The organism is Serratia sp. NA_13 (assembly GCF_052691735.1).
The window spans coordinates 107,286-121,743 of sequence record NZ_JBQZFV010000014.1 but is presented as its reverse complement, the minus strand read 5'-3'; the positions used below and the strand labels follow the sequence as shown (position 1 = coordinate 121,743).

Annotated in this window: 14 protein-coding genes; 7 read left to right on the top strand and 7 right to left on the bottom strand. The window is 52.4% G+C overall.

The genetic code is table 11. From position 1 onward, the window contains the following. Positions 1 to 509, bottom strand: a 509-nt coding sequence (mobB, locus tag ACUTSU_RS18170) for a molybdopterin-guanine dinucleotide biosynthesis protein MobB (RefSeq protein ID WP_445654531.1), incomplete at its 3' end; no start/stop codon positions are given. After that, entirely contained in the window at positions 502 to 1,095 is a 594-nt protein-coding gene (gene mobA, locus ACUTSU_RS18165; protein ID WP_445654530.1) for a molybdenum cofactor guanylyltransferase MobA, read from the bottom strand. The genes mobB and mobA, both read right to left, overlap by 8 nt. A gap of 152 nt (positions 1,096 to 1,247) precedes the next feature. On the opposite strand from mobA, the gene ACUTSU_RS18160 reads away from it, so the two are divergent. From ACUTSU_RS18160 to dsbA, 3 genes are all read left to right on the top strand, one after another. Continuing rightward, positions 1,248 to 1,517, top strand: a complete 270-nt coding sequence (locus tag ACUTSU_RS18160) for a YihD family protein (protein WP_445654529.1) — start codon at positions 1,248 to 1,250, stop codon at positions 1,515 to 1,517. 104 nt (positions 1,518 to 1,621) lie between these two features. Further along, positions 1,622 to 2,608, top strand: a complete 987-nt coding sequence (locus tag ACUTSU_RS18155) for a serine/threonine protein kinase (RefSeq protein ID WP_445654528.1) — start codon at positions 1,622 to 1,624, stop codon at positions 2,606 to 2,608. A gap of 29 nt (positions 2,609 to 2,637) precedes the next feature. Continuing rightward, positions 2,638 to 3,261, top strand: coding sequence for a thiol:disulfide interchange protein DsbA (gene dsbA, locus ACUTSU_RS18150; RefSeq protein WP_445654527.1), 624 nt, complete (start codon positions 2,638 to 2,640; stop codon positions 3,259 to 3,261). A gap of 45 nt (positions 3,262 to 3,306) precedes the next feature. On the opposite strand, the gene ACUTSU_RS18145 is transcribed toward dsbA, so the two are convergent. Beyond that, complete coding sequence (locus tag ACUTSU_RS18145; protein WP_012147556.1) at positions 3,307 to 4,197, bottom strand: acyltransferase; 891 nt, start codon at positions 4,195 to 4,197, stop codon at positions 3,307 to 3,309. A 505-nt stretch (positions 4,198 to 4,702) separates the two neighbouring features. Here ACUTSU_RS18145 and polA point away from each other — a divergent pair. Further along, positions 4,703 to 7,507 carry a DNA polymerase I gene (gene polA, locus ACUTSU_RS18140; protein WP_445654526.1) on the top strand — a complete coding sequence of 935 codons (2,805 nt, stop codon included), beginning with the start codon at positions 4,703 to 4,705 and terminating at the stop codon, positions 7,505 to 7,507. Between the two features lie 207 nt (positions 7,508 to 7,714). Further along, on the top strand, positions 7,715 to 7,762 hold the full coding sequence (locus tag ACUTSU_RS18135) for a spot 42 RNA, inhibition of DNA synthesis (protein ID WP_071892919.1): 48 nt from the start codon (positions 7,715 to 7,717) through the stop codon (positions 7,760 to 7,762). Between the two features lie 279 nt (positions 7,763 to 8,041). Here ACUTSU_RS18135 and yihA read toward each other — a convergent pair whose 3' ends face one another. Beyond that, positions 8,042 to 8,692: a ribosome biogenesis GTP-binding protein YihA/YsxC gene (gene yihA / locus ACUTSU_RS18130; protein ID WP_112349269.1), complete on the bottom strand. Its 651-nt coding sequence runs from the start codon at positions 8,690 to 8,692 to the stop codon at positions 8,042 to 8,044. Positions 8,693 to 9,441: 749 nt separating this feature from the next. On the opposite strand from yihA, the gene yihI reads away from it, so the two are divergent. After that, entirely contained in the window at positions 9,442 to 9,993 is a 552-nt protein-coding gene (yihI, locus tag ACUTSU_RS18125) for a Der GTPase-activating protein YihI (RefSeq protein ID WP_261097212.1), read from the top strand. A 182-nt stretch (positions 9,994 to 10,175) separates the two neighbouring features. After that, positions 10,176 to 11,549, top strand: a complete 1,374-nt coding sequence (gene hemN, locus ACUTSU_RS18120; RefSeq protein ID WP_445654525.1) for an oxygen-independent coproporphyrinogen III oxidase — start codon at positions 10,176 to 10,178, stop codon at positions 11,547 to 11,549. Positions 11,550 to 11,596: 47 nt separating this feature from the next. Here hemN and ACUTSU_RS18115 read toward each other — a convergent pair whose 3' ends face one another. The 3 genes from ACUTSU_RS18115 to glnL form a co-directional block, all read right to left on the bottom strand. After that, positions 11,597 to 11,719 carry a YshB family small membrane protein gene (locus ACUTSU_RS18115; protein WP_017894468.1) on the bottom strand — a complete coding sequence of 41 codons (123 nt, stop codon included), beginning with the start codon at positions 11,717 to 11,719 and terminating at the stop codon, positions 11,597 to 11,599. Between the two features lie 113 nt (positions 11,720 to 11,832). After that, positions 11,833 to 13,245, bottom strand: coding sequence for a nitrogen regulation protein NR(I) (glnG, locus tag ACUTSU_RS18110; RefSeq protein WP_445654524.1), 1,413 nt, complete (start codon positions 13,243 to 13,245; stop codon positions 11,833 to 11,835). Between the two features lie 8 nt (positions 13,246 to 13,253). Continuing rightward, entirely contained in the window at positions 13,254 to 14,303 is a 1,050-nt protein-coding gene (glnL, locus tag ACUTSU_RS18105; protein WP_445654523.1) for a nitrogen regulation protein NR(II), read from the bottom strand. Between the last annotated feature and the right edge of the window lie 155 nt (positions 14,304 to 14,458).

The following is a 14,458-nucleotide window of genomic DNA, read 5'->3' as shown; positions in this document are numbered from 1 at the left end:
CCTTTCAGCCATTCGCTGATGAAATCGGCAATGCTCTCCGGCTGGTTGAGATCCAGGGATCTTGTCTTGACCGCTATCGATTTATCGCTGGCAACAGCGATAACAAACTCATCCAGCATATCTTCAAGCGGCCTGCCTATCTCTTCACGATAGAGAATAATTTTACTAATGGGTTCATGTTTAAACCCCTCGACTAAAATTATATCCACCTTGCTACGATCAAAACGACTGGCCAGATACTGAAGATCCAAAGGTTGCTGTTCCGGCGTTTCAGTCATTAAGGCCCAGCGACGATCGCTGGCGACCAAGGTTTGGTCGGCGCCTGCTTTACGCAGTTCATAACTGTCTTTGCCTGGTGTATCCACATCCATATCATGATGAGTATGTTTGATTAGCCCTACGCGAATTTTCCGCTGTTTTAATAAAGGAATTAATTGCTTAAGCAGCGTAGTTTTACCCGTTCCGCTATAGGCGGCAATCGCCAGCAAGGGGGGAAGAGCATTATGCATTGGTGAGTCCTTTTTCTTGCTGCCAGCGCAGGCAGTCTTCCCGGGTATTAAGATTATGGAATGCCGTCCGATGGCCACTGAATACGATCTGCCGTGCACCTGCCGCATCCAGGAATAACATCAGCTTGCGTTCCCCGCGGGCCAGATACTCTTTCAACTGAGGCGCCAGGCTGGTATGCAACAGTGCCAGTGTGGGGTGCGCTCGCTCTCCATCGCTGGCATAGGCGGCCAGAGAACTGCCTTTCTGTTGCCAGAGTTGATCAACCAGCGTAGCGGGAAAATCGGGGACGTCGCAGGGAACAAAAACGACCCATTCGGTGGTCGCCTGTTCCAATCCGGCCAGCATGCCTGCTAGCGGGCCAGAAAAGTCTGGAGTCAGATCGCTGACGATTGGCAGACCGCTTTCGCCATAGCGCGCCTGATTGCGATTAGCACTGATGGCAATCTGGCCTACCTGCGGGCGTAACCGAGAAAGTACGTACTGATACAGAGGTATACCGGCAATCTGAATCAGGCCTTTATCTTCCCCGCCCATACGTGTAGCGCGCCCACCGGCTAAAATAATGCCGGTAATCTCCTCATGCATATCCATCATCCCGAATTTATGGCTAACGCCCTGATTGTAGCGCTAAAGAGGGTTCGACATCAGGATTTACCTTTATTGACAAGCTGCTTCTTTCACTGCGTTGTTAAGCCTGTTACTTTGTGTGTTTATTGATTCTATTGGATGATATTGTGATGAAAACGCACCGCGTAAACGAGCTGATTGAGCTGCTACAGCCGGCCTGGCAGGAAGATCCGGATCTCAACCTGATCACGTTTTTGCAAAAACTGGCACAGGAAGCTGGTTTCCAGGGCAATCTGGCTGACCTGAGCGATGATATCCTGATCTACCATCTGAAAATGCGCGGTAGCGCTGGCACCGAACAGATCCCCGGTCTGAAAAAGGATTACGAAGAAGACTTCAAAACGGCATTGCTGCGTGCCCGCGGGGTGATAAAGGATTAGCATTCGTGCGGTCAGGTGAACCAGTTACTCGTGAAACCTGCCATTAATGCTACTATTTCTCATTCCCGGCACAGTGATGTCACCAAACGAAACCGAATGTTGTTATGAACAACTCAGCTTTTAATTTTCAGACCCTGTCGCCCGACCTGATTATGGACGCGTTGGAGGGTATTGGTCTGCGTGTAGATTCCGGGCTGACAGCGCTTAATAGCTATGAAAATCGCGTCTATCAGTTTATGGACGAAGATCGTAAGCGTTATGTGGTGAAGTTTTATCGACCCGAACGCTGGAGCGCAGAGCAGATTGGTGAAGAACATCAGTTCTCTCATGATCTTGCCCTGGCAGAGATCCCGGCAGTTGCGCCACTGGCCCTGCAGGGGCAAACGCTGCATACGCACAACGGTTTCTTTTTTACTGTTTTTCCCAGCGTTGGCGGGCGGCAGTATGAGATCGATAATCTCGATCAACTGGAGTGGGTGGGACGTTTCCTGGGGCGTATTCATCAGGTAGGCAGTGAAAGCCTGTTTGTAGAACGTCCGACAATCGGCATTGAGGAATATCTCACTGCGCCACGTCAGGTCTTGGCTAGTTGTGAACTGTTGCCTAAAGCCCAGCGTGAAAATTTCCTGAATGCGACCGACAGGTTGATCGAGGCTATTAAGCAACATTGGCATCTGGATTGGCAGCCGCGACGTTTGCACGGAGATTGCCACCCGGGCAATATCCTGTGGCGTGATGGTCCGCTGTTTGTTGATCTGGATGACGCGCGAAATGGGCCGGCAATACAGGATCTGTGGATGCTGTTGCACGGTGAACGTCGCGATCGCCTGATGCAGTTAGATATTCTGCTGGAGGCTTACTCCGAGTTTGCTGAGTTTGATCAAAGTGAATTAGCGTTGATCGAGCCGTTGCGGGCCATGCGCATGCTGTACTACCTGGCATGGGTTGCTCGGCGTTGGCAAGATCCCGCGTTTCCTAAAAGTTTTCCGTGGATGGCGGAGTCTGATTTTTGGTTATCTCAGACGGCGGCATTCACCGAGCAGGTTAAGCTGTTGCAGGAACCCCCTCTGCAGCTGATGCCAATGTATTGAAGTTTTAACACAATGGAGAGTTTAGTCTTATGAAGAAAATATGGTTGGCACTCGTTGGCATGGTAATGGCATTCAGTGCCTCGGCTGCGCAATTTAGCGATGGTGCTCAGTACGTAACCCTGGATAAGCCAGTGACCGGTGAGCCTCAGGTACTGGAGTTCTTTTCCTTCTATTGCCCGCACTGCTATCAGTTCGAGCAGGTGTATCACGTTTCCGAAAATGTGAAAAAAGCGCTGCCTGCGGGCACTAAAATGACCAAGTACCACGTTGAATTCCTGGGGCCGCTGGGTAAACAACTGACTCAGGCATGGGCTGTAGCAATGGCGCTGGGCGTGGAAGATAAAGTTAGCCCGCTGATGTTTGAAGCGGTGCAGAAAACCCAGACCGTGCAAACAGCGGATGATATCCGCAATGTGTTTGTGAAGGCTGGCGTGAGTGCGGCTGATTATGATGGGGCTCTGAACAGCTTCGTAGTTAAATCCTTGGTGGTTCAACAGGAGAAAGCTGCAGAAGATCTGCAATTGCGTGGCGTGCCAGCGGTATTTGTTAATGGCAAATACATGGTTAAAAATGACGGCCTGGATACCAGCTCGATGGATGCTTACGTGAAGCAATTCGCCGACGTGGTTAAATTCCTCAGCGAGCAGAAGTAACCGACATTTAAAGTAAAAAAGCCGGCTAAGCCGGCTTTTTTTGCTCTACGATTGTTTCAACTTATCCAGCAGCCGGTCTTTATCCTGCCAGAGCGTATTCAACCAAAGCTGGAAGCGCCGCTTAAACTGCTTATCGTTAAAGTAATCGCCATGCATGGTTTCATCGACAGGCAGCAGCTCAATTCTTACCACCACACGTTTCAATCGTCCGCACAACATATCCAGAAAAGGCCGCTCAGTATTTTCTGGATAAAGCAGGGTGACGTTTAACACTTTATCAAACTGCTTACCTAATGCACTGAGTGTAAAAGCAATACCGGCGGCTTTTGGGGCCAGTAAATTGCGGTAGGGTGAGTTGGTTTTAATTTTCTTGGCTTCAGTAAAGCGCGATCCTTCCACAAAATTGACGATGGTGGTCGGGCGCTTACGGAATTTTTCGCAGGAACGGCGCGTGGTTTCGATGTCATTACCGCGTTTTTCTGGGTGTTTCAGCAAATAGGCGCGTGAGTAACGTTTCATGAATGGCATATCCAGCGCCCAGCAGGCCAGTCCGACAAAGGGCACCCAGGCTAGCTGTTGCTTAAGAAAATATTTATTCATTGGGATATGGTTACGGAACAACACGCACAGCACCACAATATCTGACCAGCTTTCGTGATTGCTGATCAGCAGATACCAGTTTTTTCGTTCCAGTCCTTCCAGCCCTTCAATATCCCAACGCAGTTGCCCGTTAATACGTAATAGCAGTGCCAACCCTACGCACCAGCACCACATCATAAAATCGGCAAAGGCTGAGATACGTCGCCAGACGGCAGGAAAGGGCACCAGTAGCTTAATGATACCGGCCAGCGTGATGGGGACTGAACAGAGTACGGTCACCAAAATGGCGAGCAGGGCAGAAAGTATAAAAATAACGGGGGATAACAATCTTGGCATGGTTATGGGCTGACGGTTGTGGGTAACAGCGTTACATGCCGGTATGCATGAACAAAAAAATATTTTAACAGAAACCAGAGAGGGAAAGCGCCCGTTAATAGTAACTGTTTTTATAGAGGAAGAAATAGGCATTTGCTGTGTTTTCGTGCAACTTGCCCATCTTGTGCTATGGTAATTGAGGCGCCAAATTTGGTAAATAGTGCTATTAAAACTGGGTGCAATATATATCCACAAATTGTGTAAAAGCCTATAATTACCCTCAGTTAAAATTACGCCATTTAACGCAATGATTTAAATGGGAATTTTATTTATACTTATAACGATAAATGCATCGTTATAATTTACTGTCTTTTCTATACACAAAGTTATCCACAGACAGGATCTTGCGGATCGCTTTGCAGAATCACATGATTTTCGCCCTTAATGCACGCTAAGGTTCGTCTCCAGCGGCCAGCTATGGCATGCTTACCGCCATGTCCGATCACGATAAAGATAAAGTAACACTATGGCTCAAATTGCAGAAAACCCATTAATCCTGGTTGACGGTTCCTCTTACCTCTACCGCGCTTATCACGCCTTCCCTCCGCTGACCAACTCCGCGGGTGAACCGACCGGGGCAATGTACGGCGTGCTGAATATGCTGCGCAGCTTGCTGCTGCAGTATCAGCCAAGCCATGTTGCGGTGGTGTTTGATGCCAAAGGAAAAACCTTCCGTGATGAGCTGTTCGCAGAATACAAATCGCACCGGCCGCCGATGCCGGACGATCTGCGCGCGCAAATCGAGCCGTTGCACAAAATGGTCAAGGCCATGGGGTTGCCGCTGTTAGTTACGCCCGGCGTTGAAGCCGACGACGTCATAGGCACGCTGGCGCTGGAAGCTGAAAAGGCTGGTCATGCGGTTCTGATCAGCACCGGCGATAAAGACATGGCGCAGCTGGTTACGCCGAACGTCACCCTGATCAACACCATGAACAACACCATTCTCGGCCCGCAGGAAGTGTGCGAAAAGTACGGTATTCCACCGGCGCTGATTATCGACTTCCTGGCGTTGATGGGAGATGCCTCGGATAACATCCCAGGCGTACCAGGCGTGGGTGAGAAGACCGCGCAGGGGCTGTTACAGGGCCTGGGTGGGCTGGATGTGCTCTATGCCAATCTGGACAGTATCGCCACGCTCAGCTTCCGCGGGGCCAAGACCATGGCGGCCAAACTGGAACAGAACAAAGAGATGGCATATCTCTCTTACAAACTGGCCACCATCAAAACCGATGTCGAACTGGATCTGACCTGCGCCGATCTCGAAGTGTCTGCGCCGGACGTTGACGTATTACAGCAGTTGTTCAAACAGTATGAATTTAAGCGCTGGCTGGCAGATGTCGAAGCCGGTGTTTGGCTAGAAGGCAAGAAAGGTGCTGGCGTGAAAGCAACCAGTGCGGCGAAATCCTCTGCCAGTGCAGTGGCTGAAACCGGAAAAGCCCCGGCAGAAGCGACGCTATCGCAAGAGGGTTACGTCACCATTCTGGATGAAGACACCTTCACTGAGTGGCTGGAAAAACTGAAAAAAGCCGAAGTATTCGCGTTTGATACCGAAACTGATGGCCTGGATACCCTGACCGCTAACCTGATCGGCTTGTCATTTGCCATTGCGCCGGGTGAAGCCGCTTATCTGCCGGTGGCACATGACTATCTTGACGCGCCAACACAGTTGGAGCGCGATTATGTGCTGGCCACCTTGAAGCCGCTGCTGGAAGACGAGAAAGCGCTGAAGGTCGGGCAAAACCTGAAGTTTGATATGAGCCTGCTGGCGCGTTACGACATTACTCTGCGCGGTGTTGCCTTCGATACCATGCTGGAGTCCTATGTGCTGGACAGCGTGGGCGGCCGTCACGATATGGACAGCTTGTCCGATCGCTACCTTGGTCACAAAACCGTGACCTTCGAAGAGATTGCCGGTAAGGGTAAAAAGCAGCTCACCTTCAACCAGATTGCACTGGAGCAGGCAGCACCTTACGCCGCTGAAGATGCTGACGTGACGCTGCAATTACATTTGGCGATGTGGCCGCAATTGAAGGAAAGCGCTGAGCTGTTGACGGTATTCAATCAGATTGAAATGCCACTGTTGCCGGTGTTGTCGCATATCGAGCGAACCGGGGTGTTGATTGACCAAAGCATTTTGGCCACCCACTCCATTGAATTGACCAAGCGCCTGGCTGAGTTGGAAATTCAGGCCCATGAACTGGCGGGAGAGCCTTTCAATCTGGCGTCGACCAAACAGTTGCAGGCGATCCTGTACGAAAAACAAAAGCTGCCAATACTGAAGAAAACTCCGGGCGGTGCACCTTCGACCAATGAAGAAGTGCTGGCTGAGTTGGCTCTGGATTACCCATTACCGAAGGTAATTCTGGAATACCGCGGCTTGGCGAAGCTGAAAACCACCTATACCGACAAGCTGCCGCTGATGATTAACCCGGTAAGTGGTCGGGTGCATACCTCTTATCATCAGGCGGTGACGGCTACTGGGCGTCTCTCTTCCAGCGATCCCAACCTGCAGAATATTCCGGTGCGCAACGACGAAGGACGCCGTATCCGTCAGGCGTTTATTGCTCCTGAAGGCTACCGTATTGTTGCTGCCGACTATTCGCAAATTGAACTGCGTATTATGGCTCACCTGTCACAGGATGAGGGCTTGCTGAAAGCCTTTGCTGCTGGTGAGGATATCCACCGCGCCACGGCGGCTGAGGTGTTCGGCCTGCCGCTCGATAAAGTGACCAATGAGCAGCGCCGTAGCGCCAAGGCGATTAACTTCGGTCTGATTTATGGCATGAGCGCATTTGGTCTGGCGCGTCAGTTAGGGATCCCACGAGGTGAAGCGCAGCGCTATATGGATCTTTACTTCGAACGTTATCCGGGCGTGCTGGAGTATATGGAGCGCACCCGCCAGCAGGCCGCTAACCAAGGCTACGTCAGCACGCTGGATGGCCGCCGTCTGTATCTGCCGGATGTCAGTTCCAGTAACGGCATGCGCCGTAAGGCGGCCGAGCGAGCGGCAATTAACGCCCCAATGCAGGGGACGGCAGCCGATATCATCAAACGTGCGATGATCGAAGTGGACGCCTGGCTGCAAGCTCAGGAGAAGCCACTGGTGCGTATGATTATGCAGGTACACGATGAATTGGTATTCGAGGTTCATGAGTCGGTGCTTGAGGAGTCCAACCAGCGTATTCGTGAGCTGATGGAAAACAGCATGGCGCTGGCCGTACCGCTGAAAGTCGACGTTGGTGTGGGTGCCAACTGGGATGAAGCTCACTGATAATGTGGTGATTCGTCAGTCTGGTCCCCTGTGGGAGTGCTAACTGGCGATAACCTAAGCAGTTTTTGTAATTAAGCTACAAGATACGGCGATTGTTTCCGCAACCTCGCCGTTATTACGCACTAAACTGTGTAAGTAAACTACAAAAAATTCTTTTGCACTGCGAAAAAATCATGTAAAGTTACTCGCGTAGGGTACAGAGGTAAGATGTTCTATCTTTCAGACCTTTTACTTCACGTAATCGGATTTGGCTGAATATTTAGCCGCCCCAGTCAGTATTGACTGGGGCGTTTTTTATTGTAAAAACAAAGCTGAGCCATAATTTTTCCCTATTCTCTCCGAAAAACTTTTTCCTCGTTCGATCCCCTGAATTTGCTCATTCTCTGGGTTCCCATCGTTAAATGGTCATAAGAATTTATGATGGATTTCAGTCAAAACTGTAATTAGATAACGAAAAAAACCTGGCTTTGCGGATCGCAGGCGTAAAAAAACCGATGCGTTTCCACATCGGCTATTGCGGCACCTGGGATGTTGTTATTCGCCGGCGGTGTCGTCATCTTCCGGCAGCACTTCCGGTGGGATCTCGTTAAACCACGTATTCAGTTTCTGGCTCAGCTTATCGACGCCGATTTTTTTCGGGGAGGAGAAGGCTTCAACCTGGATATCGCCCATAAACGGCACTACCGCTTCACGCACCATATTGAGCTGCGCCTTGCGCGCGCCAGACGCCAGCTTGTCCGCTTTGGTCAGCAGGATCATGACCGGCGTACCGACATCGACGGCCCACTGAATCATCTGTTGGTCGAGATCTTTCAACGGATGGCGGATATCCATCAGCACCACCAGGCCTTTCAGGCAGTTACGCATTTGCAGGTATTCACCCAGCGCACGCTGCCATTTGCGTTTCATCTCTTCAGGAACTTCGGCGTAGCCATAACCTGGCAGGTCGACGAGGCGAATGCCTTCTTCCACTTCAAACAGGTTAATCAGCTGGGTACGGCCCGGCGTTTTACTGGTACGCGCCAGGCCTTTCTGGTTGGTCAGGGTATTTAACGCGCTGGATTTACCGGCATTAGAGCGACCGGCGAACGCAACTTCAATACCTTCATCCCCCGGAAGATGGCGAATATCGGGCGCACTGGTGACGAAATGGGTCACATGATAATTGTAATTCTTGCTGGTCAAAATTTTTCGTCTCCGCAAGGATGGCTAACTGGTTGGCGATTATAACTGCATCAGCGGTAAAAATGGTGTGTTTCTCTGTTTTAAGCATCGGGCCAGCAGATCATGGCAGTCAGACCTAAGCGGGTTTGTGAGACATTCGCCATTCGAATAGTGGGTAATGTCGCTTTATTCGAAAGCTGTTTTTATTGTTTACCTTTAAAAACAGAATGTTAATTCTCCGTTGTGTTTTTTGTTATGCCAATTGCCCGGCAACTACCTTGAGCCTAATTCCTGATAGCGTAAAGTAGGTTGCAGCACAAGGCTGTGCAGGATTTAAGGAACATCCGGGAAGGGTGATAAATCTCATGGAGTGCACAGGAAGTGCTGGAGTGCCAGGAAGAACCCAGAAGGAATTGACCTATTTGCATCTGAATATGCGAATAGCACAAGGATGGTGAAGTCACTGCAATTTGGATGCCCGCGGGAAGCGCGCTCAGGAAGAGTGGATGCGCATGGATTGTGCCATGGACGATTTTTCTTTCAGGATGAAGGACGTAGTGCGGCAGGGAATGCGTTTATAGCAAAAGGAAAAACCAGGATGTTGAGTGTGCGCACGGAGCGCGTGAGCTGGAATATCCTTCGAAAGAGGGTGCAAATAGGCGGCGGGTTTAACCTGCCGCCTTTTTTCTTTGTCCGCTTTCTGCTAGATTCCGCCGCAATCGTATAGCATCTATCTCTATACTGAATCTACATACCTAAGAGCATACGCTATGAACCAGCCATCAAAAGCACCTCGCGCCCCACGCAGCAGCGCGGCGACGCCGAAAAACAAAAAGAAAAGTCGTGCGGAGCTCGATCAGGAAGCCCGTGAACACAAGCGTGCGAAAAAACGCCGTGGTCTCGCTTCCGGTTCTCGCACCCAGGTTGAGTCCGCTAATCAAAAGAATAAAGCGGCGGCTCAGGCCAAAGATCCGCGTATTGGCAGCAAAGTCCCGGTAGCGCTGGTGGTTGAAGATAAGCCAAAAGCCAAACCGCAACCCAAGCCGAAAGCTGAAGCCAAGCCTAAGCCACGTCTGACGCCGGAAGAAGAACTGGCCAAGCTGGAAAATGATGAGCGTTTGGACGCACTGCTGGATCGCATTGATGACGGCGAGACTCTGAGCGCCGAAGATCAGAAATATGTTGATCAGACGCTGGATCGTATCGATGCCCTGATGGAGCAATTGGGCATTGAATTGGGTGACGACGACGAAGAAGAAGAAGAGAAGCGGGAAGATATCCTGAAACTGCTGAAAGGCGGTAACCCAAAAGACGTAATTTAACGCGTCATGTGGCTGAACCTGACAATAGCCCTACTCTTGATGTGTTATCTGCTGTGGTTATTCGGTAAACTATGGCGGCTGTCTAAACGCAAAACGCGTTTTCGCAGCGCTTCCGCGGCCAGACAGCGTAGACAACTGCCCATTTCCCGGCCCGGTAGGAAAAAATATCGGAAGGAGTGAGCATGTCAGAGCAGGCAATTGTCTGGGATCTGGCCCTGATCCAGAAATATAACTATTCAGGGCCGCGTTATACCTCATACCCCACAGCGCTGGAGTTCAATCAGGGCTACGGCGAAGCGGCGTTTCAACGCGCCGCTGCGCGCTATCCAGAACGCCCGCTGTCACTGTATGTCCATATCCCTTTCTGCCACAAACTCTGCTATTTCTGTGGCTGCAACAAGCTGGTGACGCGTCAGACGCACAAGGCCGATGAATATCTGGCGGTGCTGGCACAGGAGATCGCCCAGCGCGCTCCTCTGTTTGCCGGGCGTAAAGTCGGTCAGTTGCATTGGGGGGGCGGTACACCAACCTACCTGAGCAAGTCGCAAATCAGCAAGCTGGTGGCCACGCTGCGCCAACACTTTGATTTTCTCCCCGATTTGGAAATGTCGATCGAAGTCGATCCGCGCGAGATTGAGCTGGATGTGCTCGATCATTTACGCAGCGAAGGCTTTAACCGTCTGAGCATGGGGGTACAGGATTTCAATAAAGAAGTGCAGCGGCTGGTGAACCGTGAGCAGGATGAAACCTTTATCTTCGCTCTGATCGCCCGCGCCAAGGCTTTGGGCTTTAACTCCACCAATATCGATTTGATCTACGGGCTGCCAAAGCAGACGCCGGAGAGCTTCGCTTACACCCTGCAGCGGGTGGCGGAACTCAACCCGGATCGCCTCAGCGTATTCAACTACGCCCATATGCCGAACCTGTTTGCAGCCCAACGTAAAATCAAAGACGCGGATTTGCCGAGCGCGCAGCAGAAACTGGATATCCTGCAGCAGACCATCGCCTCCCTGACCGAGTCCGGCTATCAGTTTATCGGCATGGACCACTTTGCCCGCCCGGATGATGAACTGGCCGTGGCACAGCGCGAAGGAAAACTGCACCGCAACTTCCAGGGGTATACCACTCAGGGGGACAGTGATTTGCTGGGGCTGGGAGTATCCGCCATCAGCATGCTGGGGGACAGCTATGCCCAGAACCAGAAAGAACTGAAGACCTATTACAGTAGCGTTGAGGCGCAGGGGAATGCCTTGTGGCGCGGTCTGGCGATGACGGAAGACGATTGCCTGCGGCGCGAGGTGATCAAAACGCTGATCTGCAATTTCAAGCTGGACTATCTGGCAATAGAACAACAGTTCGCGATCGACTTCGCCGGCTATTTTGCCGAAGACCTGCAACTGCTGGCACCGTTTGAACGCGATGGGCTGGTGGAGCGTGACGAGCAGGGTATTCGCGTCACGCCACGGGGTCGGTTGCTGATCCGCAATATTTGCATGTGTTTTGATATCTACCTGCGGCAGCAGGCGCGTACTCAGCAATTCTCTCGGGTTATTTGAACGATAAAGAAATGGCCGCATTAGCGGCCATTTTTTCAATTAGCAATTCAACTGAAGAAATTAATCAGTGCTGCGCACAGCACCGCAGCAACGGCTGCCTGCGGCGTGTGGCTGGCGGCAGAGCCAAGCTCCGCGCCTTGGGAAATGAATGCGACCAGTGAGTCCAGCATCGAGAGCCTCCAGAGTGTGCGCCCCGATCATACTGCCGGCAGAGCGGCTGTAAAGCCTGAAGTCGTCGATTTTTTGTGCGCTTGATTGTGTTTTCTATAATCAACAACGCAAACTATTCCATTCCCAACTCTTTCAACTTGCGGGTTAACGTATTGCGGCCCCAACCCAGCAAACGAGCGGCTTCCTGCTTATGCCCCTGGGTATGGCGCAGCGCGGTCGTGAGCAAAGTGCGCTCCATTTCCGGTTGCGCTTCCGACAGCAAGTTTTGATGCCCGGAACGCAGTGCGCGGTCTGCCCACTGCGCCAGCAGCGTAGCCCAACTGTCCGGCAAGCTGTGGCCCGTCGTTTCCGGCGCAGCGGTTTCAAACAGCTCACTAGGCAGATCCTGAATCAGCACTTCCTGCCCGGCAGCCATCACGGTTAACCAGCGACAGGTGTTTTCCAACTGACGCACGTTACCTGGCCACGGCAGGCGGGTCAGGGCGGTTTCGGTTTCCGGATGCAGATTCTTCGCCTCAACGCCCAGCTCTTTTGCCGCCACTTGCAGGAAGTAGCGCGCTAGACGCGGTATGTCCTCACGACGTTCACGCAACGGTGGCAGATGTACGCGAATGACGTTCAGGCGATGGAACAGATCTTCACGGAATTTACCTTCCTGTACCCGAAGCTCCAGGTTCTGGTGGGTGGCGGCGATAATGCGCACGTCCACCTTCACCGGTGCGTAGCCACCGACCCGGTAGAATTGACCATCTGCCAGCACACGCAGTAAACGGGTTTGCACATCCAGCGGCATATCGCCGATTTCATCCAGGAACAATGTCCCGCCGTCGGCCTGCTCAAAGCGGCCCTGACGGATCTGATTGGCGCCGGTAAAGGCCCCTTTCTCGTGGCCGAACAGCTCGGATTCGATCAGGTCTTTAGGGATAGCCGCCATATTTAACGCGATAAACGGAGATTTGGCTCGTGGGCTGTGGCGATGCAAGGCATGGGCCACTAGCTCTTTACCGGTGCCGGATTCGCCGTTGATCAGCACGCTGATCGATGAACGCGACAGACGACCAATGATGCGGAACACGTCCTGCATTGCCGGGGCTTCGCCGATAATGTCGGCCACCGGGTCGTTGGTCGGCTGGCTGCGTGCCGGTTGTTGCTGTTCCTGATAATGACTGATGGCGCGTTCTACCAGCGCGACTGCTTCATCGATATCGAAGGGTTTTGGCAGGTAATCAAACGCCCCTTGCTGGTAGGCGCTGACCGCGGCGTCCAAATCCGAATGTGCCGTCATTATGATGACCGGAAGCATGGGGTGGCGCTGCTTGATCTGCTTGAGCAACGCCAGACCATCCATGCCCGGCATGCGGATGTCAGACAGCAACACGTCAGGAGTTTGCGTGGCCAGGGCTTCCAGTACCGCATTGCCATTTTCAAAGGTCACGCAACTCACACCCGCTCCAGTGAGCGCGCGTTCAAGCACCCAGCGGATGGAGCTATCGTCATCGACGATCCAGACTATCCCTCGTTGCATAGAAAACCTCACTGGCGAATAGGCAGGTAAACCGAGAATTCGGTATGTCCTGGCCAACTGTTAAATTCAATTTTTCCGCAATGCTGATCGATAAGATTACGGGCGATGGATAAACCCAGGCCGGTTCCGCCTTCGCGGCCGCTGACCATTGGGTAAAACAGCGTGTCCTGCAGCTGTGCCGGTACGCCGGGGCCGTCATCTTCAATATCGATACGTGCCGCTAGCCGGTAGCGGGTGCCGTGCAGGGTGATCTGGAATGCGGTACGGGTGCGCAGTGTGATAGTGCCACCGGCTTCGCCCAACGCCTGTAGCGCATTGCGGGTGATGTTCAGCAACACCTGCTCGATTTGATCCGGGTCGTGCGCCAACTCCGGCAGACTCGGATCGTAGTCGCGCACCAGAGTCACGTTATCTGGCTTTTCCAGCGACACCAGTTGGCAGACTCGCTCCGCCACCTGATGAATACTCTGAGTAATGTGCTGGCCCGGCCGTTGCGGGCCCAGCAGGCGATCGACAAGATTGCGCAGGCGGTCGGCCTGTTCAATGATCACCTTGGTATATTCGGTCAGCGACGGATCGGGCAAAGCCTTGGCCAGCAGCTGTGCCGCACCGCGCAGCCCACCAAGCGGGTTTTTAATCTCATGCGCCAGACCACGAACCAGATCGCGAGCGGCAACCTGCTGAGCGTGCTGCAGCTGTTCCTGGCTCAGGCGGCGTTGGTTATCCATGGGCGCCAGTTCGATCAGGATATAGCCTTCAGACAGCGTCTGGGCGGTCAGGGAGAGGATATGAGCGCGCCCGTCGACCACTAGGGTCACTTCGCTATCGGTAAAGCCCTGACCGGCACGCAGGCTCTCACGCATCAGATCGACATTCAGCGAGAAATAACCGAGCAGATCGGGTAACGGTGTACCGAAAAGTTTACGGGAACTTTGTGCCAGCAGTTGTTGTGCTGCCGGATTGGCGTAATGAACCGCAAGCCGAGCATCCAATAGCAGGATGCTGTTGATGAGTGAATTGAGGATCTGCCCAGCGTCGGGCAGCTTGCCAGTTGCCATATATGCCCTTTATCTTTCAAGACGCAGCGTTGTTGGCTGCTCTTACTCACACCAGTCACTTGGCAGACCAAGCTCCTGTCGGTTCGCTCGGTTGCCGCCTAGCTGCGCCGTGAAATCTCTTGGGCATAGCAGACGACTGCACCTTTTTAGTGCAT

Excerpts from the sequence above, each read along its gene's own strand:
- mobA (WP_445654530.1), bottom strand. The coding sequence starts at position 1,095 with ATGCATGAGGAGATTACCGGCATTATTTTAGCCGGTGGGCGCGCTACA.
- ACUTSU_RS18160 (WP_445654529.1), top strand. The coding sequence starts at position 1,248 with ATGAAAACGCACCGCGTAAACGAGCTGATTGAGCTGCTACAGCCGGCC.
- ACUTSU_RS18155 (WP_445654528.1), top strand. The coding sequence starts at position 1,622 with ATGAACAACTCAGCTTTTAATTTTCAGACCCTGTCGCCCGACCTGATT.
- dsbA (WP_445654527.1), top strand. The coding sequence starts at position 2,638 with ATGAAGAAAATATGGTTGGCACTCGTTGGCATGGTAATGGCATTCAGT.
- ACUTSU_RS18145 (WP_012147556.1), bottom strand. The coding sequence starts at position 4,197 with ATGCCAAGATTGTTATCCCCCGTTATTTTTATACTTTCTGCCCTGCTC.
- polA (WP_445654526.1), top strand. The coding sequence starts at position 4,703 with ATGGCTCAAATTGCAGAAAACCCATTAATCCTGGTTGACGGTTCCTCT.
- yihI (WP_261097212.1), top strand. The coding sequence starts at position 9,442 with ATGAACCAGCCATCAAAAGCACCTCGCGCCCCACGCAGCAGCGCGGCG.
- hemN (WP_445654525.1), top strand. The coding sequence starts at position 10,176 with ATGTCAGAGCAGGCAATTGTCTGGGATCTGGCCCTGATCCAGAAATAT.
- ACUTSU_RS18115 (WP_017894468.1), bottom strand. The coding sequence starts at position 11,719 with ATGCTGGACTCACTGGTCGCATTCATTTCCCAAGGCGCGGAGCTTGGC.
- glnG (WP_445654524.1), bottom strand. The coding sequence starts at position 13,245 with ATGCAACGAGGGATAGTCTGGATCGTCGATGACGATAGCTCCATCCGC.
- glnL (WP_445654523.1), bottom strand. The coding sequence starts at position 14,303 with ATGGCAACTGGCAAGCTGCCCGACGCTGGGCAGATCCTCAATTCACTC.